17 protein-coding genes are annotated in these 23,513 nt (G+C 72.4%); 3 read left to right on the forward strand and 14 right to left on the reverse strand.

What is annotated here, in order from left to right; translation table 11 throughout:
• Window positions 1-133: 133 nt before the first annotated feature.
• The 4 genes from WMF45_RS23795 to WMF45_RS23810 all read right to left on the reverse strand — a co-directional run bounded on the left by WMF45_RS23795 (window position 134) and on the right by WMF45_RS23810 (window position 2,792).
• Window positions 134-580, reverse strand: coding sequence for an ExbD/TolR family protein (locus WMF45_RS23795; RefSeq protein WP_437719130.1), 447 nt, complete (start codon window positions 578-580; stop codon window positions 134-136).
• Window positions 581-585: 5 nt separating this feature from the next.
• On the reverse strand, window positions 586-1,002 hold the full coding sequence (locus tag WMF45_RS23800; protein WP_437719131.1) for an ExbD/TolR family protein: 417 nt from the start codon (window positions 1,000-1,002) through the stop codon (window positions 586-588).
• A gap of 111 nt (window positions 1,003-1,113) precedes the next feature.
• On the reverse strand, window positions 1,114-1,830 hold the full coding sequence (locus tag WMF45_RS23805; protein WP_437719132.1) for a MotA/TolQ/ExbB proton channel family protein: 717 nt from the start codon (window positions 1,828-1,830) through the stop codon (window positions 1,114-1,116).
• 167 nt (window positions 1,831-1,997) lie between these two features.
• The gene (locus WMF45_RS23810) at window positions 1,998-2,792 is read right to left on the reverse strand and encodes an energy transducer TonB (RefSeq protein WP_437719133.1); all 795 of its coding nucleotides are present in this window, start codon (window positions 2,790-2,792) and stop codon (window positions 1,998-2,000) included.
• Between the two features lie 266 nt (window positions 2,793-3,058).
• Here WMF45_RS23810 and WMF45_RS23815 point away from each other — a divergent pair, with 266 nt between their 5' ends.
• Complete coding sequence (locus tag WMF45_RS23815; protein WP_437719134.1) at window positions 3,059-6,253, forward strand: TonB-dependent receptor; 3,195 nt, start codon at window positions 3,059-3,061, stop codon at window positions 6,251-6,253.
• A gap of 30 nt (window positions 6,254-6,283) precedes the next feature.
• On the forward strand, window positions 6,284-7,249 hold the full coding sequence (locus WMF45_RS23820) for a hypothetical protein (protein WP_437719135.1): 966 nt from the start codon (window positions 6,284-6,286) through the stop codon (window positions 7,247-7,249).
• A gap of 254 nt (window positions 7,250-7,503) precedes the next feature.
• Here WMF45_RS23820 and WMF45_RS23825 read toward each other — a convergent pair whose 3' ends face one another.
• The 3 genes from WMF45_RS23825 to WMF45_RS23835 form a co-directional block, all read right to left on the reverse strand.
• A complete protein-coding gene (locus WMF45_RS23825) occupies window positions 7,504-8,805 on the reverse strand; it encodes a hypothetical protein (protein ID WP_437719136.1) in 1,302 nt (433 codons plus the stop codon).
• Between the two features lie 86 nt (window positions 8,806-8,891).
• Window positions 8,892-9,557: a class I SAM-dependent DNA methyltransferase gene (locus WMF45_RS23830; RefSeq protein WP_437719137.1), complete on the reverse strand. Its 666-nt coding sequence runs from the start codon at window positions 9,555-9,557 to the stop codon at window positions 8,892-8,894.
• 8 nt (window positions 9,558-9,565) lie between these two features.
• Entirely contained in the window at window positions 9,566-10,531 is a 966-nt protein-coding gene (locus tag WMF45_RS23835; protein WP_012236892.1) for an NAD-dependent epimerase/dehydratase family protein, read from the reverse strand.
• Window positions 10,532-10,630: 99 nt separating this feature from the next.
• Between WMF45_RS23835 and WMF45_RS23840 the strand changes: the two genes are divergently transcribed.
• Entirely contained in the window at window positions 10,631-11,557 is a 927-nt protein-coding gene (locus WMF45_RS23840; RefSeq protein WP_437719138.1) for a lysophospholipid acyltransferase family protein, read from the forward strand.
• 52 nt (window positions 11,558-11,609) lie between these two features.
• Here the strand turns inward: WMF45_RS23840 and WMF45_RS23845 are convergent, their stop codons facing one another.
• The 7 genes from WMF45_RS23845 to WMF45_RS23875 all read right to left on the reverse strand — a co-directional run bounded on the left by WMF45_RS23845 (window position 11,610) and on the right by WMF45_RS23875 (window position 23,465).
• Window positions 11,610-12,608 carry a S66 peptidase family protein gene (locus WMF45_RS23845; RefSeq protein ID WP_437719139.1) on the reverse strand — a complete coding sequence of 333 codons (999 nt, stop codon included), beginning with the start codon at window positions 12,606-12,608 and terminating at the stop codon, window positions 11,610-11,612.
• Window positions 12,598-17,925: a hypothetical protein gene (locus WMF45_RS23850; protein WP_437719140.1), complete on the reverse strand. Its 5,328-nt coding sequence runs from the start codon at window positions 17,923-17,925 to the stop codon at window positions 12,598-12,600. The genes WMF45_RS23845 and WMF45_RS23850 overlap by 11 nt, the downstream gene beginning before the upstream one ends.
• A gap of 178 nt (window positions 17,926-18,103) precedes the next feature.
• Window positions 18,104-19,774: a serine/threonine-protein kinase gene (locus WMF45_RS23855; RefSeq protein ID WP_437719141.1), complete on the reverse strand. Its 1,671-nt coding sequence runs from the start codon at window positions 19,772-19,774 to the stop codon at window positions 18,104-18,106.
• A 93-nt stretch (window positions 19,775-19,867) separates the two neighbouring features.
• Entirely contained in the window at window positions 19,868-20,884 is a 1,017-nt protein-coding gene (locus WMF45_RS23860; protein ID WP_437719142.1) for a hypothetical protein, read from the reverse strand.
• Window positions 20,884-21,945, reverse strand: coding sequence for a tetratricopeptide repeat protein (locus tag WMF45_RS23865; RefSeq protein ID WP_437719143.1), 1,062 nt, complete (start codon window positions 21,943-21,945; stop codon window positions 20,884-20,886). The genes WMF45_RS23860 and WMF45_RS23865 overlap by 1 nt, the downstream gene beginning before the upstream one ends.
• A 78-nt stretch (window positions 21,946-22,023) precedes the next feature.
• Entirely contained in the window at window positions 22,024-22,332 is a 309-nt protein-coding gene (locus WMF45_RS23870; protein WP_437719144.1) for a hypothetical protein, read from the reverse strand.
• 56 nt (window positions 22,333-22,388) lie between these two features.
• Complete coding sequence (locus WMF45_RS23875) at window positions 22,389-23,465, reverse strand: DUF4190 domain-containing protein (protein ID WP_437719145.1); 1,077 nt, start codon at window positions 23,463-23,465, stop codon at window positions 22,389-22,391.
• Window positions 23,466-23,513: the final 48 nt, after the last annotated feature.

Raw genomic sequence — 23,513 nt, forward strand, 5'->3', positions numbered from 1 at the left:
GCGCGCGACGCAAGCGCCGCGTCGCGCCTGGCCGCCCGACCTCGAGGCGGCGAGAGAGCGCGCCTCTGCCAGCGCTCGGCCAACGCTCGCAGCGCTCGCCGCGAGCGCGCCGCTGTCCACGCGCGCGCCGCTGTCAGGGAGGCGGCGCTTCGGGGAGCTCGGTCATCATGCCGAGCGTCTGGGCGCCGGCGGCCTTCGCGCCGTCGAGCACCTCCACGACGGTGCCGTAGACGGCGCCGTCGTCGGCGACGACGAAGACGATCCTGTCCTGAGGCCTGCTGTAGCGCTCGAGCAGCGGCCTGAGCTTGCCAACGAGCTCGGCGCGCTCGACCGGCTCATCGTTCACCCGTAGCTCGCCTTGCGCGCTCACCCGGACGACGAGCTGGTCGGGCGGCGGCGGGGTGTCCTGCTTGACCTGCTCGGTGTCCGGCACCCGCACGCCGATGTCCTTCTCGAGCAGCGGCGTCACGACCATGAAGATGATGAGCAGCACCAGCACGACGTCGACGAGCGGCGTCATGTTGATGTCGGAGTTCAGGGGCACCGCCGGCTTGATGACGAACTTCCTCTTCGCGCTCATCGCCGCTATCTCCCCTTCAGCTCCTCGACCGCCAGCGAGACGCTCTTCGCGCCCGACTTGCGCGCCGTCTCCATCACCCTGCGGACGTCGCCGAACGAGAGGCGCTGGTCCCCCTTGACGAGCACCTTGCGCCGCGGCTGCGCCGCGAACTCGCGCGAGAGCCGCTCGGCGAGCCCGGCGTCATCGTATCTGTCGTTCTCGACCCACACCGTCTTCTCCAGCGTCACGGAGAGGATCAGCGGGTCCACCTCCTTCTTCTCCTCGTCCACCTTCGCGGCCTGCGGCAGCTTCACGTCCTTGCCGCGCTGAAGCATCGGCGTGACGACCATGAAGATGATGAGCAGCACCAGCACGACGTCGACGAGCGGCGTGACGTTGATCTCGCTCTTGGGGCCCCTCTGCGGGCCGACACCCATCCCCATCGGAACGCTCGCTTCCCTGCTGGGCGCGTCACCGCCCGCCGCGCCGCGGGCGCGAGGCGCCGGGCGCCGCGCTCCGCGGAGAGGCGCGCGGGTTGTCGCGCGGGTCCCCTGTCAAGCAGCCTCTTCGGCGGTCGGCGCGAGGCGCCCGTCGAGCCGCTTCGCCACGACGTCGAGGAGCTCGTTCGACGACTCCGAGATGTCGATCGCCCGGGCTTCGACCCAGCCCTGGAGATAGTTGTAGCCCATGACGGCCGGGATCGCGACGATCAGCCCGAAGGCGGTCGTGATGAGCGCCTCCGCGATACCCGCCGAGACGGTGCCGAGGCCACTGGTGCCAGCGGCCGCCATCTGCTGGAACGCCGTCACGATGCCCATGACCGTCCCGAGCAGCCCGACGAACGGCGCCGTGGATCCGACCGTGGCGAGCAGGCCATAACCTCGCTTCAGGCTGAGCACCTCGCGCTGCGCCTGCCGCTCGAGCGCCCGCGAGACCGACTCGAACACGCCGTCGCGCTCGTGCCCCTGCGCCGGCAGCCGCGACGGCGCGCTCGAGGCATATGCGGCGAGCCCAGCGCCGACGACGCGCCCGAGATAGCCGCTCTCCCCGCCCGGCTGCGCGGCGGTCCAGGCCCCCTCGAGCTCGCCTCGGGCGAGCATCGGCCCGACCCGCGCCGCGAACGCGCGGGAGGCGGCGCGCGACAGGAACGACACGACGATGCGCTCGCCCAGGACGATCAGCGACGCAACGGACATGATGGCCAGCGCGAAGACAATCAGCTTCGCGAAGAGCCCCATGTGGCCCCACAGCTCGATCAACGTGAATTGCATCGTCTCGCGCCTCCCGGCGCCCCATGTGGCGTGATGGTTCTGGCTATGCTGAAACAGCGACTCTGCCGGACACCGAGCGGACTCGACAGCACCGCAGCGCGGACCTGCCCGTACCCTTATCTACTACGTGCTCCAGCGGTTCAATAACACCCCTGCGCGCCCGGACGTCAAGGGAGCTTGAGCCGGATGGGGAACACGTAGTCCACCGAGACCGGACGCCCCTGATACATGACGGGGGTGTAGCGGTGCGTCGCGAGCGCATCGAGGATCGCCCGATCCATGTGAGGAAGCGACTTGGCCATCCGGCAGCCGCTCAGCGAGCCGTCCAGCTTGATGATGCACTTGACAATCGCGAGCCCCTCGACACGCGCGGCGAGCGCCTCGCGCGTGTACTGCGGGTCGCGCCCCGCGATCTTCGAAGGGCGGGTCATTCCGGCGCCGAACGCCAGCACCACGTTCTGCGGCGGCGCCGTGCTGCCCACCTGGCCGCCGACTTTGCCGCCCAGCTGACCGCCCATCTGCCCGCCGACCTCGCCGCCGACAGTGCCCCCCTGAACGCCGCCCTGGACTCCCCCCTCGACGCCGCCCGGCTGCTCCGGCGCATCCTCCTTGACCGGCTCCGGCTCCGGCTTTGGCTCCGGCTCAGGCGCCTTGGCCTTGGGCTTCTCCGGCATGTCGTAGATGGTGTCAGGCGTCTTGACGGGCTTCGGCTGCTCGATGCGCTCCACCTTCGGCGGGCGCTTCGCGCCGCCGCCCGGAGGCGGCGGTGGCGGCGGCGGAGGTGGCGGCGGCGCCGGGGCGAAAAATGTGACCTCGACGTCCTTCGGCTTCTCGGTTCGGGGGCGCGTGGCCTGCCAGAGGATGGCGCCCGCGATCGCCACGTGGGCGACGATGGAGAGCGCTGCCCCCGTCCCTAGCCGCCCCTGGGTGGCGGTAGCGCGACCGAGTACCGAGTCGAACATGAGGGGTCGTAACTCCTAGGACTCGAGCCGATCGAGGTAGAGAAGCCGCGACGTATGGAAGCGTGCGGCGCCTACCCGGAGTGTACAAGCGAGCGAGTCCTACAAAAAAGTCTATTGTCTGGCGCGATTCCTGTCTAGGGTAAGGAAGGACTCGAGGGGCATACACTTTTGGAGGGAATTCCGTGAAGTTTCTCGAAAAGAGGCTGGAACACGGAGGGCGCTCACGTGCGCCGTTGGGGCCGTGGGCGGCGTTGCTGCTGCTCGCGATGACTTTGTTGACCGCGTACCCTGCGTTCGCGCAGACGGGCAGCGGCGTGCTCCTCGGGCGGGTGGTCGACGCGTCGAACAGGGCGCCGGCCGCCGATGTGGTCGTGACGGCGACATCGCCAGCGCTGCAAGGGGAGCAGCTGGTCGTCACGGACGGCACTGGCCAGTACCGTATCCCGAACCTGCCGCCGGGCGACTACACACTGCGCTTCGAAAAGGACGCGTTCAAGCCGTACGCGCGCGGCGGGATCGCGGTCCGCGCCGCGACGACCATCCGCGTCAACGTCGAGCTGCTCCCGGAGGCGCTCAAGGCGGCGGAGATCGTCGTTGTCGGCCGCGCGCCGACGGTCGACGTCGGCTCGAGCAGCGTGAGCCAGAGCATCACCCAGGACTTCACCCGGCGCATCGCCATCTCGCCCCCCACGGGGAAGGGCGCAACGACCCGCTCCTTCGAGTCGGTCGCCGCGACCGTCCCCGGGGCGCAGGCCGACGAGTTCGGCACGTCCATCGCCGGCACCTCCTCCCCCGAGAACCAGTACGTGATCGACGGCCTGTCGGTGAACGACCCGGCCTACGGGATCGTCGGCACGCCGCTCACGATGGAGTTCATCAAGGAGGTCAACGTGGTGGCCGGCGGGTACATGCCCGAGTTCGGCCGCGCGACCGGGGGCGTCCTCGATGTCGTCACGAAGAGCGGCGGCAACGCGTTCCAGGGCTCGGTCTTCTTCAACATCACGCCCGGCGTCCTCGAGGGCGCACCCAAGGCCGTCCGTCGCCAGGGCGAGACCATCCAGACGGACGAGGCCCTGTCGTCGATCCGCGACTACGGGTTCGAGGTCGGCGGCCCCATCCTGAAGGACAAGCTCTGGTTCTACGCGGGCGCGGATCTCGCGTTCAAGAGCTACTCGATGGAGCGCAACCTGTTCGCAACGCGCTACAACCCCACCACGTTCGAGCCGGTGACGGATCCCGCGACCGGGCTCAACGTCGTCGACCGGCTGCCGGGGACGCAGCGCTTCTACCGCGCCGAGGAGCAGACGCTGCAGTACCTCGGGAAGCTGACCTACCAGATCGATCCGGACCACAGCGTCGCGCTCTCCGTCTACGGCTCGCCCTCCACCTCGGGCGGCAATGGCACGTTCGGGTTCGACCCGCAGCAGGGCGTGACCGAGCTCTCCAACATCATCGGCGAGTACGGCGCGATGGCGCACGAGTATGTGGCGTCTTCCACCGACGTCGCGCTGAAGTGGTCCTCGGCGTTCAAGAACAAGACCCTGCTCCTCGACGCGACCCTCGGCTGGCACAACCAGCGGAGCGCGCGGCTGCCCCCGGACGGCTCGGAGATCGGGACGGACCAGGGCCTGGCGGGCGTGCCCCTCATGGTCTGGCAGCGGTACTCCCCGACCCTGTACTCGATCGACGATTTCGAGAAGCTCTCGCCCGAGGCCCGGGCCATGTGCAAGCCGCTGACGACGGAGACCGGCGAGATCGCGGCGGTGCCCTGCGCGGTGCGCCAGTACTGGCAAGGCGGCCCCGACTACATCGACGACGCCGCGCTCAACCGCTTCCAGCTGAAGGCGATGGTGACGAGCATCTTCGAGGGGCTCGGGCACCACGTGGTCAAGGCCGGCATCGACGGCGAGATCACGACGTACAAGCACATCAAGGGGTACGCGGGCGGCACCACCTACGTGGAGGAGGGAGAGTGGGATGCCTCCCATGACGAGCGACAATTCGGCTTCCTGACCGGCCCGGACGGCCTGTCGACCGGCCTGGGCGCCAGGGACTATGTGATCCAGGACAAGCTCACGGTGTCGTCGCTCGGCGCGACGATCGGCGCCTTCGCACAGGACAGCTGGAGCATCCTCGACCGGGTGACGTTGAACATCGGCGTGCGCTACGACGCGCAGTACCTGTACGCGAGCGACGGCGCGCTCGGGCTGGCGCTCGCGAACCAGTGGTCTCCGCGCGTGGGCGTCGTCTACGACATCACGCAGGAGGGCCGGTCGAAGGTGTTCGCGAACTACGCGCGGTATTACGAGAGCGTCCCCCTCGACATGCTGGATCGCGCGTTCGGCAACGAGCGGTACACCCGCTCCTTTCACCGCGGGGGTGCCAGCGGCTGTAACCCTGGGAATCCCGAGGACGCGACGGGTTATGACGCAGGGCAGTGCCGGAGTGACGACAACCGGGTTCCGCTCGACGAGGCCTTCGGCGCCCCAGGGGCCTTGAACCACGACCCGAACAAGAACTGGTTCACGTTCGGCGGCGGCAAGGCCCCGGTGGATCCGGACATCGAGCCCCAGTCGTCCGACGAGCTCGTGCTCGGCGGCGAATACGAGATCCTCCCGAACGGGCGTATCGGCGCGATGTACACGAAGCGCTGGATGAACAACGTCATCGAGGACATGAGCCGGGACGAGGCGAACACCTACTTCCTCGGCAACCCCGGGAAGGGGATCGCCAAGGACTTCCCGGAGGCGAGGCGCGACTACGACGCGCTGACCCTCTATTTCAACAAGACCTTCTCCGACCTGTGGCTCGCCCAGGTGAGCTATACGCTGTCGTACCTGCGAGGCAACTATCCGGGCCTCTTCAAGCCCGAGACCGACCAGCTCGATCCGAACATCAACACGGAGTTCGATCTGGCGTCGCTCCTCGTCAACCGCGATGGGGCCCTGCCCGGCGACAACACGCACGAGATCAAGATCTACGGCGCGAAGGCGATCGAGCTCCCGAAGGGAATGGTCCTCGACCTCGGCCTCACGTACAGGTCCCGCTCCGGCGCCCCCATCGACACCTGGGGAGCGCATTACCTGTATGGCCCCGACGAGACGTTCGTCCTGCCTCGAGGCGAGGGCGGCCGCCTCCCCTGGATCCACAACATCGACGGTCACATCGGCTATTCGGTCAAGCTCGCGAAGGACAGCGAGCTCACCGTCACCATGGATGTCTTCAACCTCTTCAACTTCCAGGAGATCGTCCAGGTGGACCAGCGCTACACGGCCGAGTACGTCGACCCCTGCGTCGGTGGAACGAAGGAAGATCTGAACCCGAGCAGCGGCCCGACGTGCGTGAAGAACCACAACACCGGCGAGCCGCTCGATCCCAAGGCCGTGAACCCGAACTACGGCGAGCCGACGCAGTTCCAGACACCGCGGCAGTTCCGGTTCGGCGCGCGGGTGACGTTCTAGGCGCGGCGCGCGCGGGAAAGGATGCAAGCGATGAAGAAGCGATGGCTTGTTTGGATGGCAGGGCTCGCGGCGCTCTCACCGCTCGCGGCGATGTCTCCGGGCTGCTCGCAGCCCAAGCCCGAGTGCACGGTCGGCGGCGCCCTTGCGTCCCCGTTCGCAGCGAAGTTCACCCGGATCGACGGGGATGCCGAGGGCCCCTGTGCTCGGAAGGACGGGACTGTCGAGCTGGCCGGGATGCAGGTGTACGATCGGGACGAGAACGGCGACCAGCTCCCCGACGCGGACGCGAAGCGCGTCGCGATCCAGACCCTCGAATTCGGCACTTGGTACCGCGGCGGCGCCGCGATCGACCCGAACCCGGATCTGAACCCGTTCGCGATCGGTGCCTTCACGGCGCGCCAACCGGATGACAACGAGATCTGCACGGTGCCGACGTTCGATCCCGCCGAGGTGGTGTTGCTGCCCGGCGGCGAGGGCGGCGCCGGCGGCGAGGGCGGCGCTGGCGGTGCCGGGGACGGCGGCGCTGGCGGTGCCGGTGGTGCCGGGGAAGGCGGCGCTGGCGGCGCTGGTGGCGCCGGGGAAGGCGGCGCTGGCGGAGCGGGTGGTGCCGGCGACGGTGGCGCCGGCGGTGCGGGCGAGGGCGGCGGTGGGGAAGGCGGCGGCGCACCGCCGGTGGCGCCGGGATCGCACAAGCTCGAGTGGCGCAACATGCGCGTGTACGTGACAGCCGCCAACCTCGGCAATCAATTCGAGGCAGAGGTCACCTACTCGGAGGAGAGCTGCTCGGCGACGTACAAGGTCGTCGGAGTCTGGCCGGCGATCGATTGTCGGGTCTACGCCCCGAATCCCGAGCCCGGGGGCGCTCCGATCCCCACGGACAAGGGCGATGATGCCCTCTGCGTGGATCCTCGCATCTCCCCGGAGCTCAAGGTGAAGTGCGACGTCGGCGCGGGCCTGTGCGTGCTCGACGCGGACTCCATCCCCGCCATGAAGTAGGCAATCTGGAGGCGGGGCGCCCATCGTCCCGCCTCCGCTCCTCCGGCCCCTCTCCCCTCACCTCCCGTAAACCGTCATCGCCCGGGCGCATCCCTGGTCGTCCGAAGGCGGCGGGCTCGAAGAGCCCCCGTTCGCCGCGCAGCGCCGGCGAGGGTCGATGGTCGAGCGAGAGGTGATGCGCGTCCGCGACGACGCGCCCGACCGGCGGCCCAGAGATCAGCGAAGCTCACGTCGCGATCCCTCGGATCGCCGGCTCACGGCGTGGGCTTGGCGGCCAGCCGCGCCAGCGCCGCGCAGCCGGCCCCGCTCGCGATCTCGAGCTTCGTCGTGAGCGCGCACAGGCGCGACGCCCGCCCGAGCGCCGCCGGATCGCCCGATACGATGGCCCGCTTGGACTCGTATCCTGTCCGGACCCCGAGCATCGTCTGCGCGCGGGGGGGCAGCTCCGCGCGCCGCGCCACGAGCAGATCACCGAGCTTCGGGCCGGGATCGGCGGCCGGCGCCCACGTCCAGACCGACGCGACCAGGGCGTCCGCGAAGGCCGCGCGCAGCTCGTCGCCGCCGCGCGCGCCCTCGCACGGCAGCGCCGGACCGGCCGGCCCGACGTCGGTGGCGAGGAGCCTCCGCCCCGCGATCCGCCGGAGCAGATCCTTCTCCACGCCGGCGATCTTGCCGTCGTCGTCCGAGAACGCCCCCGCCTTGAACCGCACGGCGAGCGCGGCGCACTTCTCGTCGCGCTCCGCGCGCAGCCGCTGCTCCTCGCGGGCCCTCTCCTCGGCGCGCAGCCGCTCCTCGCGCTCACGCGCCTCGCGGGCCTCCACCGCGGCGCACTGCTCGAGCCGCGCGGCCACGCGCCGCTGCTGCTCGCTCGCCGCGCGGCCGAGATCGTCCTCCGCGATGTCGCGGACCGCGCACACCTCCGGGCGCTCCAGGACCGCATCGACGCGCGCGCGGGCGGCGCGGAGCCGCACGATCACCGAGAGCGCCGCGACGATCACGAGCGCCGACACGACGATCGACGCGATCCTGCGGAGCCTTCGCCGGCGATACGCCTTGGCGAGCGCGCCGCCGCCGCTCTCGTCGAGCAGCTTGCGGCAGCGGCCGATCATCGCCTGCCATTGCGCGATGTCCTCGGCGAGCACCTGGAGCGGCTCCGCGAACGGGCGATCGCGCCGGACCTTGTTCGCCAGCCGCTCGAGCCACATGCCGGCGTCGGGGGCCCGACCGTGGTCGGTCACCTCGGCGACGCCCTCGAGCAGCCCGCCGATGCGCCCGGCGTAGACATCCCAGGCGACGAGCGCCTCGGACTGGCTGTCGCCGAGCCGCTCGATGGCCTCGCGCACGTCGGCCATCGGGAGGAGGCGCTCGACGTCCTCCCGGCGCACGCCCGCGAGCTTCGCGGCTTGATCGACGCCGCGCTGGAAGCCTCCGAGGAGCCCCGCCGGCGCCAGCTCGCGGAGCCCCTCCGGCACCCGCCTCGCCTGCATGCACGCGCCGGCGTGGTGCAGCGGCCCCATCGCGCAGGTCAGGAAGGTGCCGCCGAGCTTCACGTCCATCGAACCGTGGCTCTCCTCTCCACGACTCCCCACGAGATACCCTGGACAGCCCGGCGCGGAAAGGCTCGCCGCGCTGTCCGGGGTGATCACCGGCCGCCGCGTGAGACCTCGAGGTCCCAGAGCGCGTAGAGCACGTCGACGTCGTACTCGGTGTGTCGCCAGCCGGGGTGGAGCCGGTAGCTGCGCGGGAGCAGGCCAGAACCCAGGATGGCGTCCGTCTGCTCGGCGAAGGTGTAAAGATACATCTTCACGCCGGTCAGCTCGGCGTCGGAGAGCGGGCGCGCGTGGCGCTCGTGGAGCCGGACGTTGGGCCTGCGCTCGACGATGCTCACCAGCAGGCGGCCGCCGGGGCGCATCGCGCCGGCCAGGTTCTTGAGCACGAGCGAGAGATCGTCGCAGAACTCGAGGGTGCCGAGCGCGAGGGTGACGTCGAACCGCCCCCAGGAGCGGGGGATCGGGAGGTGGTAGTCGTGCCGGTGATAGGCGCCTTGGGGCCGCTTCTTGCGCGCGATCTCGAGCATCCCCTCGGCGATGTCGAAGCCCACGACCTCGACGGACGGCGGGAGATCGCGCGTGAGGTGGCCCGGGCCGCAGCCCGCGTCGAGCACGCGGGCGCCGTCGGCGACCGCCTCGCGCAGGAACGCGCGCACGGGCTTCTCGTAGTGCTGGATGTCTTTCCAGGTGGAGACGTAGTCGGGCGCGAAGTCCTCGTAGTAGTCGACGAGCCGCTCGATCCGGGTCGCTCGCTTCATGACGCCTTTCAGGTGATGTCGTCGACCGCCTGGACGGTCTCCTGGATGTCGTGCTCGTGCGTGTAGCCGAGGATGTCGCGCGCCCGCCGGTCGTCGACCATGCACACGTAGCGGATGTGATCGAGCTCGGGGGCCGGGAACGAGGTCGCCCTGAACCGCCAGAGCCGCGGGATGATCGTCTGCATGACGAAGTGGGGGATCGCCGCGCGCGCCCGGCCGGTCATCTCGATGACGCGCGAGAGCGGCAGCGGCGCGGGCCCGGCGAGGTTGAAGATCCCGCGCACGCCGGGGCGGAGCGCCGCGAGGATCGCGGAGACCACGTCGTCCTGGTGAATGACCTGCACCATCGGGTCGAAGCCGAGGAGGGTCGGGATCACGTTGAGCCGGAGGTAGTTCGACGGCGCGTTCCGCACGGAGCCGAGGATGTGGACCGGCCTGAGGATGACCGTCTCGGTCTGGGGGTGCTTCCAGAAGAACGACTGCGCCAGCATGTCGACCTCGATGAGGTCGCGGATCTCGCTGAACGACGCGCCGCCGAGCAGCGGGGCGTCCTCGGTGATGAACTGCGGGTTGTCGGGGCGCGGCCCGTAGGCGTTCGCGCTCGACAGCACGATGAGCTTGGGCACGTCGTACTGCGCGACGAACTCGAGCAGCCGCTGGAACCCGGCGAGGTTCCAGCTGTGGTGCTCCATCTGGCTCACCCGCGGATCGTGCATGACCCCGAGGTGGACCACCGCGGCGAGCTGCTCCTGGCGGAAGATGTCCTGGGTCTTCTTGCGGCGGATGTCGATCTGGTGATGCTCGATGTCCTTGGGGCGCCCCTCGAAGCTGCGCCGGTCGACGCCGATCACGCGCCGCTCGCGGTGGAGGCGCCGCGCCAGGCGCCGCCCGAGGCGACCACAGATGCCGGTGATGAGGATGGACCGGAGGGACGGATCCGTGTCCGCGGCGGGACGGCGGCCTCGACCGAGCATTCGTTCGCTCATCGGAGCGACGGTCGCTTCGAGGAGGCCGATGGTCAAGCCCTTCGTGCCGGTGCAGGCCCACGCGAGTTTTGCTATCGTCCGCCGCCCATGGCCAGCAGAACGAGGCTCGCCAGGCTGAGCCACTTCGTCACCCACAGCGCGCTGCCGCTGGCGCGCGTCGGGGTCGACAGCCTGCGCGGCACGATCGACGACGCGACCATCCGGCTGCTCGGTCAGGACTTCGAGGACCGTCTGCGCCGGGTCGCGCTGCCTCACGCGGCGGACGGGGTCGACCCGTTCGGGCTCGACCGGGAGTGGGCGAAGTACGCGGTCGGGGTCGCCGCGTTCTTTCATCGCCTCTATTTCCGGACCGAGGTGTTCGGCATCGAGCGCGTCCCGGCCGGCCGTGTGCTCCTCATCGCGAACCACTCGGGCCAGCTCCCGTTCGACGGCATGCTCATCGCGGCCTCGCTGTTCCTGGACGCGGAGCCGCCGCGCCTGATGCGGAGCATGGTCGAGAAGTGGACGCAGACGCTGCCGTTCGTGGCGACCTTCTTCTCGCGCGTGGGCCAGGTGGTCGGCGTCCCCGAGAACGCGCGCCGGCTGCTCGACATGGGCGCGGCGATCCTCGTGTTCCCGGAGGGGACGAAGGGGATCTCGAAGGGGTTCTCCAGCCGCTATCAGCTGCTCGACTTCGGGCTCGGGTTCATGCGGCTCGCGCTCGAGACCGACACGCCGATCGTGCCCATCGCGGTCATCGGGGGCGAGGAACAGTACATCTCGCTCGGCAACCTCGAGTCGGTCTCGAAGGCGCTCGGCATGCCGACGTTCCCGATCATCCCACAGCTCCTGCTCCCCGGCGGCCAGATGCCGCTGCCAACCCGATACCGGATCTACTTCGGCGAGCCGATGACGTTCCACGGCGACCCCGACGACGACGACGCGGTGATCCAGGAGAAGGTGGCGCTCGTGAAGGGTCGGATCCAGTCGATGCTGAACCGCGGCCTGAAGGAGCGGAAGAGCGTCTTCTGGTGATCGCGTGACCGCGTGACCGCGTGACCGCGTGACCGCGTGACCGCGCGGGCGCTCAGGCGCCCGCCAGCGTGACCGCTGCGTCGGGGCCGTGCGCGAGGACGCGCGCGAGGCCGCCGAGGATGGCGGGCTCGTTGCGATGGCCGTGGCCGATCGGCAGCCCGGCGACGACGGGGATGCCCAGCGGGAGCAGCCTGTCGCGGAGGACCTCGTCCACCGTGATTCCGTCGGGGCCTGGTGCGCACTGTTCGAAGTCGCCGAGGACCACCGCCGCGGCGGGGGCGAGGTGGCCGCCGACCTCGAGCGTCGCGAGCATGCGATCGATGCGGTAGGGCCGCTCGGTGACGTCCTCGAGCAGGAGGATGCACCCCGCCGGGACCCGGAGCCGCCCCGCGGCGGCGCAGGCGTGGAGCAGGGCCAGGTTGCCGCCGAAGAGCGGCCCCTCGGCCACCCCGGCGCGCAGCGTGGTGAGGCCGTCGAAGCGGCGCTCACCCAGCGGATCTTCGAGGGCGCGGATCAGCGCGGCGCGGGCGCGGGCGTCGCCGCGCCCGAGCGCGGTGACATGGACGCCGTGGAGCGACGCCACGCCCGCGCGCGCTGCCTCGACGTGGAGGGCCGTGACGTCGGAGAAGCCGACGATCCAGCGGGGGTGCGCTGCGAGGGCGCTCCAGTCGAGCCGGTGGACGAACCGGTTCGCGCCGTAGCCGCCGCGGGCCGCGAAGATGGCCCTGACGTCGGGGTGCGAGAGCGCGCGGGCGAGCTCGCCGCTGCGCCGGGCGTCGCTGCCGGCCAGGTACCCGGCCCGCGCGAACAGCCCGTGATGGGAGGGCGCCGACAGCGATGGCGGCCCGCCGCGCCGGCCGTCGCCGTCGCCGTCGAACGGAGGCGGAGGCCCCTCGCCCGCGTCGAAGAGGACGCGGTAGCGCTGGGCGAGCCAGCCGATGCCGACCCGCGCGAGGACGTGCTCGAACGGGCTGGAAGGGGCGATCACCGCGACGGTATCGCCTGGCCGGAGCGCCGGGGGCAGGATCGGCGGGGGAGAGCTAGCGAGCACCAGGGTCGTCGTCGATCAACTCCACGTCTTCCGCATCCGTGTCGACGTCGATCGCGTCGGAGCCAGGCAAGGGCGGCACGACAGGCGCCATGGGGGCAGCGGGCGCGACGGGCACCGCAGGGGCCGAGAGGGGCGCCTCCTCGTGCGCTCGATGGGCCTCGCCGTTGTCGACGTCGCCGAGCGTCGGCGGCCCTGCGGGAGCGTCGAACTCCGACCACTGCGCGGGAGCGGCTGGCGCATCGGAATACGCAGCCGGAGCAACGTGGAGGACCTGGGTGGCGCTATCCAGAGGGAGCCTCTGCCCCTCGTGCAGAACCACATCGACATGGGCAGCGCCGCTGCCCGCGTCGGCCGCGTCGGCATGCGCAGCGACGCCGTAGGCCCAGACCGGCTGCTCCGGCTCGACCGGCAGCGCTTGCGAGGCGGCTGCGTCCGCCGGCTGCGCCTCGGGAGCCGAAAGCGCCTCCGCCGCCGGGTACGCCTCCGCAACCGGGTACGCCTCCGCCGCCGGGTACGCCTCCGCAACAGGCTGCGCCTCTGCCGCCGGGTACACCTCCGCCGCCGGGTACGCCTCCGCAACCGGCTGCGACTCTGCCGCCGAGTACGCCTCCGCCGCCGGCTGCGCCTCCGCAACCGGCTGCGCCTCGACGCCCTCGTGCGCCTCGGAGCCCGCGTAGCCGTTGTTCACCGCCGCCACCGCGCCGGCCTCGAGGCCGAGCGTCTCGAGCGCCGGCGCCCGGGGCGCGAGCGGCGGCTCGGTCAGCGGCGGGCCAGGCGCGCGCGTCGGCAGCGAAGGAGGCGGCGGGGTGCGCTTGAGCTTGCCGGTCTTGGCCCGCTCGAGGCCCGCAGTCGCGTCCGGATCACCCGCCTTCATGCGGAGGACGCGGCGCCAGGCGTCCGCCGCCTCGCGCGCTTCGCCGAGCTCCTCCTCCCAGAGGCGCGCCACCTTGCGCGCGAGCTCCGCCCGCTGCGCCGGATCGCGGCCGCGGAGGATCTGGTCCTCGTAGAGCTGGATCATGCCGCGGTGATCGCCGAGCTCCAGCAGGAGACCCGACAGGTCGTTCACCACGTCCTGATCCGAGGGCGCCAGGTCGTGAAGCTTCTTCAGGTCCGCTGCGGCGCCCTGCCGGTCGCCGAGCACGTCGCGCCGCAGCCTGGCGCGACGCTGCAGGATCTTTCGCACGAGCGGGCCGTCAAAGACCTCGTCCAGCGCGCGGTCCAGCGTCGCGCCGACGCGGGGCAGGTCGCCCACCTCGCGCCCGAGGGCCTCGAGCGCGTCGAGCGAAGCGTCGTCGACCTGCGTGAGCACGGCGCCGCCCAGCCAGCCGAAGGCGCGGTCGACGTCCCCGAGATCCTTGTAGGCGATCGTGGCCGCGCGCCGCAGGAGCGCCGCCCGGGTGCGGCCGCCGTCGCGCGAGCCCTGGCCGCCGGCCGCGAGCGCCTCGGCGAGGATCGCGCGCAGCGCCGTCGACCGCGACCGCTCGTCGTCGTCCCGCGCCACCTGCTCGAGCGTGGCGATCGTCTCCTCCTGGACGCCGCCGCCGAGGGCCAGCTCGAAGAAGCTCCTCGCCCGGTCGGTGGCGCCGCGCTCGCAGGCGATCTGGGCGGCGCGGACGAGCGCCGCGAGGCGATCGGCCGGCGTGCGGCACCGGCTCACCTGGCGCTCGAAGAGATCGATGATGAGGCCAGGGGCCTCGGCCAGCGCCGCGAGCCGCTGGAGCAGCGGCTCGACCTCGGCGGTCGGCACGCTCGCGAGCGCGCCCTCGCCGTGGTGGATCGACTCCAGCGGATCGGCGCCCACGGAGACCCGGACCTCGGCCTGCCGCACGAGCTCGGCCGCCCGGGCCACGCCCGAGAGATCCCTCGCGAGGAGCTCGTGCGCGACGGTGAGGGCCTCGCGATCCTGGAGCTCCACCGCGATCGCCTCGAGCTTCTCCGCGAGGCCTGCGTCGGCGGTGCGGGAGCGCGCGAGCTCCATCGCCACGCGCGCGGCGTCCTTCTGGCGACCGACCTCCACGAAGCGCTCGAACGCCCCGCGGAGGGCGACCTCGCGCCCCGCGCGCGCGAGCGACTCGTTCCAGGCGACCAGCTTGGTCGCGACGATCCCCTTCCACCCGTGCCGATCGCCGAGCGCGACGTACGCCTCTCGGCACGGCTCGTCGCCCTGATCGGCGAGCCGCTCCAGGAGCGCCAGCGCCTCGTCGCTCTTGCCCAGCTGCTGGTCGAGGATCTCGGCGAGGCGCCGGGTCATCTGCGACGCCTCGTCGTCGTCGCCCTCCATCTCGATCAGGATCGCCATCAGGCGCGCGACCGTCGGCCAGTCGTTCAGCCGCTCGGCGAGCCGCAGGAGCCGGGCGACCGCGTCGAGGTCGTCCGGCTCGGCGGCGTGGACGATCTCGAGCGCCCGGACGGCGCCGCGCGGATCGTCGAGCGGGCCCTCGTACAGCGCCGCGAGCCGCTGCGCGATGTCGACCTGGTCGTGACCGTACACGAGCACGAGCTCACGCTCGAGCGCGCCCGCGACCCCCCTCGGGTTGCCGCGCCGCTCCTCCAGGTCGGCGATCCCCTGCAGCGCGATCCGGTTCTGCGGATCGAGCGTCGCCACGACCGCCTCGTAGCGCGCGATCGCGGCCTCGAGGTCGCCAGGGCCATCCGCGAGCATGCGCGCCTCGCGCAGGGCGAGCGAGATCTTGCCGGGCTCGCTGTCCGTCAGATCGCCGAGCTTGCGGAGGAGCTCCGCGCCCTGCTGGTGATCGCCACGCTCGCCTGCGTCCTGGGCCAGCCGCTCGATGGCCTCGGCGTCATCGCCGTCGGCGAGCAGGAGCGTGAGCGTCGCGCGCTCCCCGTCGCGATCGCCGAGCTCGCGCTGCAGGGCCGCCGCGGCCCGCCGCGCCGCGACGCGCTCCGCCCTGTCGCCGAGCACCTCGGCCCGGCTCAGGAGGAACCGCACGAGCTCGGGCCACCGATGGGCGCGCCGGTACAGATCCTCGATCGCGGGGGCGGCGGCGGTCGCCGGATCGATCTCGATGGCGCGCTCGACGCGGTCGAGCGCACCGTCGACGTCCCCGGCGCTGAGGAGCAGCTCGGCGGCCTGGACGAGGAGCGCCGGGCGCGCCTTGCGGTCCGCGAGCAGCGCGCGCTCGCAGAGCGCCCTCGCCGCCTCGGCGAGCCGCCCCGCCGCGACGTAGGCCTTCTGCGCGAGCTCCCACAGCCTCGGTTGGCGCAGCAGCTCGGCGGCCTGGCCGTAGGCGTCGCCCGCGGCGCCCGGCTCATCGAGCCGCATCCGGAGCTCGCCGAGCTTCTGAAGGAGCGGCCCGTGGTTCAGCTTCCCCTTGAACCAGGACGTCGCGTCGGCGAGGACCCGCGCGGCGAGATCGAAGCGCTCGCCACGCTCGAAGAGCTTGACGGCGGACAGGAGCGCCGCGCCGTCGTCGGGCGTGAGGCCCGCGATCCGCACCCACGCCTCCGCGGCCGCGATGGGGTCGCGGCGCTTCTGCTCGTGGAGCACGACGAGCGCCTTCTCGATCTCGACCCTCTGCGCGACGTCGGGCGTCGCGGCGGCGTCGTGCTCGAGCAGCGCGGCGAGGTCATCCCACCGCGAGCTCTGCTCCAGCAGCCGCCTCAGCTCGGCCTGGGCCCGCGCGTCCCCGGGATCGAGCTCGGAGAGCAGCTTCCAGGCCTGGACCGCGGAGTCGACGTCGCGCAGCTGCGCCTCGCACAGCCCGGCGACGTCGCGCAGCTGCGCCTTCCTGCGCTCGATGGGCGCCTCGGGGACGCGCGCCGCCGCGAGCAGGACGTCCCGCAGCTCGACGAACATCCGCTTCTGGCGCAGCTGCTCCTCGACCTGCGCGAGCACGTCCGGGTTGGCCGGCTCGCCCTTGAGCACCTCGCGCAGCTTGGCGAGCGTCAGCGGCTTGCGAAGCTCGGCCGGCTCCTCCCTCGGCGGCTGCAGCGCCTCCGAGGGGGCCGAGCCGCCGATGGCATCAGGCGCCGGCGCGGCGTCGGCCAGGCCGTACGCCCCCGCGGGGGCCTGCGCCGCGGCGTCCGCGGGCGAAGCCAGCGTGTCCGGCGCCGTCGACCCCGGCGCGGGGGCGAACGAAGACGCCGGCGCGAACGCGGCCACCCCCAGCTCGACCAGCCCGGCGGCAGCCGGCGACGAGAGGACGCCCGAGGGTGGCACGGACGCGTGCGCATGGGCGGCTCCCGCGCTGGGCGGCACCGACGACCGGTGCGCGGGCGCGGCGGCCACGCCCAGGGGCGGCGGCGGCGCCGACGGCAGCCGCGGGGGGGGCGGCACGGACGCCCGCTTGCGCGCCTCGGGGGCCATGAACCCGTTCGGGTTGACCTGGAGGTAGGCGAGGTAGCGCGGGCGGAGCTCCGCGATGCGGCCCAGCTGCTTCCCGTAGTGGTCGGCGAGCTGCATCGCGCGATCGTGCCCCGGCGCCGCGCGGAGGGCGTAGACCGAGTACGAGTAGCCGTACTCCCCGTCGTACGTCTCCGCGAGCGCCACGAAGAGCTCCGCGGCCTCGTCGCGCTCTGGCTGCGGCACCGGCTCGCCCGCCTCGATGCGGTCGACGATGGCGACGCCGAGCGCCTGGATGAGCCCCATGTCGTGCGGCACGAACGCGCGCGCGTTCCGCAGCGCCACGGTGGAGCCCGCGAGATCGCCGGCGCGGCGCCGGATGTCGGCCTCGTCGCGCAGCAGGGCGAGCCGCCGTTCCGGGTCGTCGACGAGCGCCTGCTCCATCGCGAAGTACGGGATCGCCTCGGCGTACTGCTGCTGGGCCTTCAGCATCTCGCGGGCGGCGTAGATGGCGTAGACGTTGTGCGGATCGAGCTCCGCCAGGCGGCGCCAGTTCTCGAGGGCGCGCTCCGGCCGCGAGAGCGGCGGCTCGCTCCACAGCCGGCCGAGCTCCTCGTGCAGGGTCGAGACCTGCGCGCGCACCTCGGGCCGCTCGAAGAGCAGCGGCGTGAGCGCCTTGACGAGCCGCTCCAGGAGCGCGACGAGCGCCTTCTGATCGCCCTTGTCGCGGTAGAGCTGCGCCAGCCGCTCCGCCGCGGTCCGCTGCGTCGGATCCTTGTCGATGGCGATCATGAGCGTCCGCGCGGCGTGGTGCGCGTCGCCGATGGTTGTCGACCACACGTTCGCGGCCTCGCTCAGCCAGTGCGCCGCGTACGATGGATCTGCGGTGGAGCTGCCGACGCGCTCGAGCAGCATGGCGTACGAGCGTGGGTCCTGCTCCCCGGCTCGGTGAGCATACGCCAGGGCTTCCCCGTCATGCGGATTCGTGACGAGCCGCTGGACGAGCGTTTCCATCTCACGGGGATCCATCGGTGCGCGGCGAAGTTACACGTTAGCCTCCGGCTCGTACAGCGACTCTCGGTGTCCTTCGCGATCGGACGCCGCTGTCTCTCGCGCGACGGGACTCCATGGAAGAGCGGGGCTTCGGGGGCCCACGTCGGCCTTGCGCAGCGGTGCCGCGCGCGTGCCGTCATCAGTCGAATTTCACATATGGCTTGCGCTGCTGCGCTGGCTTTCGCCTCGGTGTCGACGCCGATGGGACGCCCGTGGGCGCGGGCGCCGCGCTGGCGACACCCGCGGTCGGCGCGGCGGGCGGCAGCGCCGGCGCGGCGGGCGGCGGCGGCGTCGGCGCGGCGGGCGGCGTCGGCGCCGCGGCGGGCAGCGTCGGCGCCGTGGCGGGCGGCGTCGGCGCCGCGGCGGGCGGCGGGTCGGCGCGCGAGATCGCGCTCGCGAGTGCCCGCGCTTCCAGCGCTACCCCTTTCTGAAGGCTGCGCGCGCCGCCGTCCACGGGCCGGCGGAGCTCGCGCACGGCGAGCGCCATCACGATCAGGGACAGGGCGCCGGCGCCGACGGCCACGCGCGACGTGCGCCTCCGCGGCGCGCGACGCAGCGTGCTCGGCGCCGGCGCGGCGCCTTCGCCGTCGCCCACGACCGCGAGCAGCTCGCTCGTGGCGCCGACCTCGGCGGGCTGAGCCGGGCCGAGGCGCTCGCGGTCGAGGCTCGGCCTGGCCTCGTCCATCGCGCGATCGAGCTCGGCGATGAACGCCTGGGCGCTCCGCGGCCGATCCTCGGGCCGCTTGGCCAGGGCGCGCTGCAGGAGCTGCGAGAGCGACGGCGGGATCCTGGCGTCCGGCGCGGCCTCGCTCGCCTGCACGGGCGACGACGTGATGTGCCTCGCCATCACGACGACCGCATCGTCGTCGATGAACGGCGGCCGGCCGACCAGCATCTGATAGAGCAGGACGCCGAGCGAGTAGAGGTCGCTCCGCGCGTCGAGCGGCCTGCCCTGCGCCTGTTCCGGCGACATGTACCGCGGCGTCCCGAAGACGGTGCCTGCCTGGGTCTCGAGGGCGTCGACCGGCCGCTCTGTCCCGGTCATCACCTTCGCGATGCCGAAATCGAGCACCTTGCAGATCTCCTCGTGCTCGCCCGCGGGGGGCCTCGCCAGGAACAGGTTGTCCGGCTTGAGGTCCCTGTGGATGATCCCCTTGTCGTGCGCCTCGGCCAGCGACAGGAGCGCGTGCCGCGCGAAGCGGGCGGCGTCGCCCACGCGCAGCCGCCGCAGGCGCTTGAGCCGCTGACCGAGCGACTCGCCCTCGAGCAGCTCCATCGCGAGGTAGAGGGAGCCGCTGCTCGACGTCGTCCCCTCCCCGGGCGAGTTCTGCTCTGCGGAGCGACCACGGCCGAAGGCCGCGTCCGTCGCGTCGTCCACGACCTCGCCGAAATCGAACACGGTGACCGTGTACGGCGACCTGAGGAGGCTCATCGCGCGCGCTTCGCGGGTGAAGCGCGCCTTCGCCTGCGCGTCGAAGGCCCTGTCCGACCGCAGTATCTTGATGGCCACGTCGCGGCCCATCGCCTCCTGGCGCGCGCGGTACACCGTGCCCATCGAGCCGGCGCCGAGCTTGCCCACGATCACGAACCGATCCGCGATCGCGATCCCCAGGAACGGATCTCCGTCGGCCTCGGCGAGCACCTCGCGGCTCACGAGGGCCAGCCCGTCATGGGGGCAACGAGGCAGCCTCGCGCTCTGGCCGTCGTGGGAACCGCGCTCGCCGGCGGGAGACGGAAGCTGGCTGGACGAGCTCCTCCCCTCCAGCGCGACGGCCCCGAGGTGGTGGCAGCGCGGGCAAATCAGCGCCATGGCCCTGCTGGGCTCGCCGGGCGACCCGGGGGCGCTGGCTGGGAACTGGCCGTCAGCTGCACGAACTACCACCGCGATGGGGGGGATCGTCCGTTACTTGGGCTCGCATCGCAAGGCCCACGACTCGCCTGTCGCTCGCGGATGGCAGCCGAAGAACGCGGCGTCGCCGCAGGACGCATCGCTGCAGCAGACGTCGCTACAGAATCGCTGCGTTTGTTCAGGATCCTTGATGCACATACCACTCCGACAGTCCTCGGGCGTGGTGCACGGAACGCCGACGGCCGCGAGGCTGTCCCCGGACAGCAGCGTGATGCACGCGCGGACGGTCGAGCGTCCGTCGATCGCGAGCTCGGCGCAGCCGACGCGCTGCCTCACCTCGCCGGGCGTGTCCGGGCACATCTCCGATCCACAGCACGGGATGGTGCAGCGGCCGCTCCCTTCAACCTCGGCGCAGAGCCCGGACGCGCAGTCCTCGTCCCGAGCGCACCGCTCGAAGTAGCCTCCATCGCCCAAGGCGGCGGCCTGGCACGCCCAGGCCGGACCGGACGAGACGAGGCCCGTCGTGAGCCGGCACGCCGCCCCGTTCGTGGCGCAGCCGGTGTCGGAACAGCAGGCGTCGACGCAGGCGCCGTCGTCGCAGATGCCAGATCGGCAGTCGCCGGGCGCGGCGCAAGGCGCGCCGGAGAGCCCCGTGCCCACGTCGGGCCGGCCGACCTCCCGGCCGACGCGACAGAGGCCGCTCCCCCCGCCGTCGGGGATCCAGCAGACCGCATCCCGGGCAGGATCGCAGTCGCTCGAGCTGCAGCAGGCGCGCGAGCAGACGCGCGGCCCCTCGACGTCGAACAGCGCGGGATCGAGGCAGAAATCGAGCGCGCCGCAGTCCTCGTGCCGCGCGCAGCGCGCGCCCAGCGCGCGCTCCAGCTGCTGCTCGGCGCAGGCGCCGTCCCTGCAAACGGCGCCCTCGGGGCACGCCGGCGGCCCGAGCGCGCCCTCGTCCGTGCAGTGCACCGGGCCCAGCGTGCCGTCGACGAGGACCTCGCACCCGGCGCCGAGCGACACGAGCGCGGCGAGCCCGCGGAGCAGCCTGCGCCGCGCGGCGATGGGGCGCATCAGAACTGCACCCGGAGCCGGGCTCCCTCGGCGCCCAGCGACAGGCGGATCCCCTGCGCCCCTGCACCGGCGCCGGGCGGGAGACGGCGATCCTGCCCCGGCGTCAGCGCACGCGAACCGACGGCCGAGGCCCCGCGAGCGGCTGGGCTCGCCGCGGGGGCCCCCGGAGCCAGGTACAGGTAGAGCGCCGCTGCCCCGGAGAGCCCGGCGACCAGCAAGGCGACATCCGCGGCGACGGCGCACCGGTGGGCGGCGCTCGCGTCGGCCTGCAGGTCGGCGATGGAGACGCCGGCCCCGGTGCGCTCGCCGGCGCCGGGATCCCGCGCCACGGCGAGCGCGGCAAAGACGCCGCCGACAACGAGCGACCCCGCGGCGATGCCCCCGCTGACGCCGAGCCAGGTCGCGCGCGGCATCGCGCCGCCGACCGCCACGGGATGACGCGCCAAGCGCGGCAAATACGGCAGCGCCGTGGAGACCGAGGCGGCCTTCGCGGGCGCGGACGGCTGCGGCTTCGCGCTGACGAGCTCTCGCTTCGCGCCCTCGAGCCGCTTGAGGACGGCGTGCACCTCCTCACGCGCCTTCGGGAGCGCCTCCATGTCGAGGTAGCGGCGGTAGTAGCGCTCGGCCTCGTCGATCTCGCCCAGCCGCTCGTGGATCATCGCCAGGTTGTAGATGAGCTCTTTGCCCTCGGGATCCAGCGCCACGGCGGCCTCCAGCTTCGCGATGGCCGCGCGGTACTCGCCGTGCTGGTAGCGCCGCTGCGCCTCGTCGTGCAGCGCGGTCGCTCGCTCGATGCGGAGCCGCTTCGTCTCCTCGTCTCGCGAGAGCGGCGGCGGGGCGGGAGGGCTCGGCCCGCCGCCCTGCGGCGGCTGTGCGGGCGGGGCGGCGGGCGCGACAGCAGGCGCGCTGAGCGGCTCCGGCGGGGGCACCTGCGCCGCCAGCGCCGGCGGCGCGCTGTGGGCGACCGCCGCGGCGGCTGCGACCGCGGAGGCGAAGCACACGACGATGCGCCCGGCCTTGGGGCCAATCGAGCGAGGCAAGCGCGCTGTGGGGCTCGTCACGGCCGCCCACCATAGCGTAACTTCCGCGCGGATAACGGCGTCTTGCGGCGGGCGGGGTGAAGGCCGCCGCCCCGGCGATCACCTGAGCTTGCAGCTGTACTCGCCGGCGAACACGAGCGCCCGCTCGCACCGGACGCCCACGGCGCGCTTCGCCGTGGTGAACTCGAAGGTCTGGCCGAACGGCGTCCGTTCCAGCCGCGTCATCTGCGCTCTGCAGCCCTCGCTCGCGCGGCGCGGCTCCGGCGCGCTCGCGGCGCCGTCCTCGCCGCACGCGACCAGCGCCGCCCTCCGTTCGACGTCGGCGTTGTCGGAGACGACGTTGTAGACCGCCGAGACGCTGAACGCGACGCAGAGGGCGAAGAGGGCGAGCTGGCCGAAGCGCTTCACAGCCGGAGCTTACCCTGTCCGGCGCGCGAGGGGCTCGTCGCCGCGCGCGACCCGGCTCAGAGCCGCATGCCCGAGCCGGGCAGCGGGTTCCACGGCTGCCGGCGGGTCGTGTACTGGCCCCGCACGAACGCCCCCAGCACGGGCGCGATGTTGCGCGCGATGTCGTCGTCCCACTCGCCGCCGTTGATCCCGTCCTGCGGGGAAAGATCCGGTGAGAGCAGGAAGAAGCCCGGATAGAGCCGCCGCGGCACCTTGATCTGATCGAGATCTTCCTTGAAGAGATCGATGTCCACGCGCACGAGCCGCACGCTCCGGAGGGCCGTCTGCATCAGCGGATCGCCGAGCGAGCGGTCGACCCCGCGGCACGGCTCGCAGGGATCACTCGTCGTCATCACGAGGACCTTCTCGCCCTGGGCGTATGCCTCCGCGCGCTGCTTGGCGAGCTCCTCGCTGAGCACGGACACGTCGACGCCGATATCGACGATGGAGACCCCGCCGATGCGCCGGTGGGTCGTGTGCTGAGGGACGCTGCCGCTCGGCTGCACCGCCGGAGGAGGCGCCTCCGGCAGCGGCATCGACGGCGACGCCGTGCTCGCCGGCTCCGGCGAGGCCTCCCTCTCCGGGAGGGCAGAGGCCGTCTCTCCGCTGTGATGGGTGCTCCACATCCACACGCCGAAGCCGATCGCGGAGCTCCAGCAGAGGGTGAGCAGGACGCCGAGCGCGAGCCCGACGCTGGCGAGCGCGTACCCCCTGCGCACGGCCGGGGCCTGCTCGATCTCGCGGCGAGCCGCCCAGCCGAAGGCGATCGCCGCGATCGCCCCGAGCGGCCCGAACAGCGCCGCGACGAGCGAGCTCACGGCCAGCGTGGAGAGCTGCCGTCGCTCCGGCGGGGGCGGCGGCGTGAGGTAGGGATCCTGGATGATCAGCCGCGCCGCCTGCGCGCGGCTCAGCTGCGCTGCAGCCGGCGCCAGCGCGACGCGCCCGCGGGCCGCGACCGTGTCGCTGGGCGGCACTGCGGCAGGCGGCTCGCTTTCGCAGGGCAGGGCGCCCGTCTGCACGTCCCTGAGCGCTGCAGGCGGCTCGTTCGCATCGCGGTTCGGCGGTGGCTGAGTCGGGCCGAATGCGTGGCTCACGCTCTTCATCCTAGCGCCGGAGGCAGCGCTACGCCCGCCGCACGGGCC

This window comes from Sorangium sp. So ce448 (assembly GCF_051520915.1).
Taxonomy (GTDB): domain Bacteria; phylum Myxococcota_A; class Polyangia; order Polyangiales; family Polyangiaceae; genus Sorangium; species Sorangium cellulosum_B.

What these genes read in the sequence shown, in the direction of transcription:
- WMF45_RS23795 (WP_437719130.1), bottom strand. Translation starts at nt 580, where the DNA reads ATGAGCGCGAAGAGGAAGTTCGTCATCAAGCCGGCGGTGCCCCTGAAC.
- WMF45_RS23800 (WP_437719131.1), bottom strand. Translation starts at nt 1,002, where the DNA reads ATGGGGATGGGTGTCGGCCCGCAGAGGGGCCCCAAGAGCGAGATCAAC.
- WMF45_RS23805 (WP_437719132.1), bottom strand. Translation starts at nt 1,830, where the DNA reads ATGCAATTCACGTTGATCGAGCTGTGGGGCCACATGGGGCTCTTCGCG.
- WMF45_RS23810 (WP_437719133.1), bottom strand. Translation starts at nt 2,792, where the DNA reads ATGTTCGACTCGGTACTCGGTCGCGCTACCGCCACCCAGGGGCGGCTA.
- WMF45_RS23815 (WP_437719134.1), top strand. Translation starts at nt 3,059, where the DNA reads ATGACTTTGTTGACCGCGTACCCTGCGTTCGCGCAGACGGGCAGCGGC.
- WMF45_RS23820 (WP_437719135.1), top strand. Translation starts at nt 6,284, where the DNA reads ATGAAGAAGCGATGGCTTGTTTGGATGGCAGGGCTCGCGGCGCTCTCA.
- WMF45_RS23825 (WP_437719136.1), bottom strand. Translation starts at nt 8,805, where the DNA reads ATGGACGTGAAGCTCGGCGGCACCTTCCTGACCTGCGCGATGGGGCCG.
- WMF45_RS23830 (WP_437719137.1), bottom strand. Translation starts at nt 9,557, where the DNA reads ATGAAGCGAGCGACCCGGATCGAGCGGCTCGTCGACTACTACGAGGAC.
- WMF45_RS23835 (WP_012236892.1), bottom strand. Translation starts at nt 10,531, where the DNA reads ATGCTCGGTCGAGGCCGCCGTCCCGCCGCGGACACGGATCCGTCCCTC.
- WMF45_RS23840 (WP_437719138.1), top strand. Translation starts at nt 10,631, where the DNA reads ATGGCCAGCAGAACGAGGCTCGCCAGGCTGAGCCACTTCGTCACCCAC.
- WMF45_RS23850 (WP_437719140.1), bottom strand. Translation starts at nt 17,925, where the DNA reads ATGGAAACGCTCGTCCAGCGGCTCGTCACGAATCCGCATGACGGGGAA.
- WMF45_RS23855 (WP_437719141.1), bottom strand. Translation starts at nt 19,774, where the DNA reads ATGGCGCTGATTTGCCCGCGCTGCCACCACCTCGGGGCCGTCGCGCTG.
- WMF45_RS23860 (WP_437719142.1), bottom strand. Translation starts at nt 20,884, where the DNA reads ATGCGCCCCATCGCCGCGCGGCGCAGGCTGCTCCGCGGGCTCGCCGCG.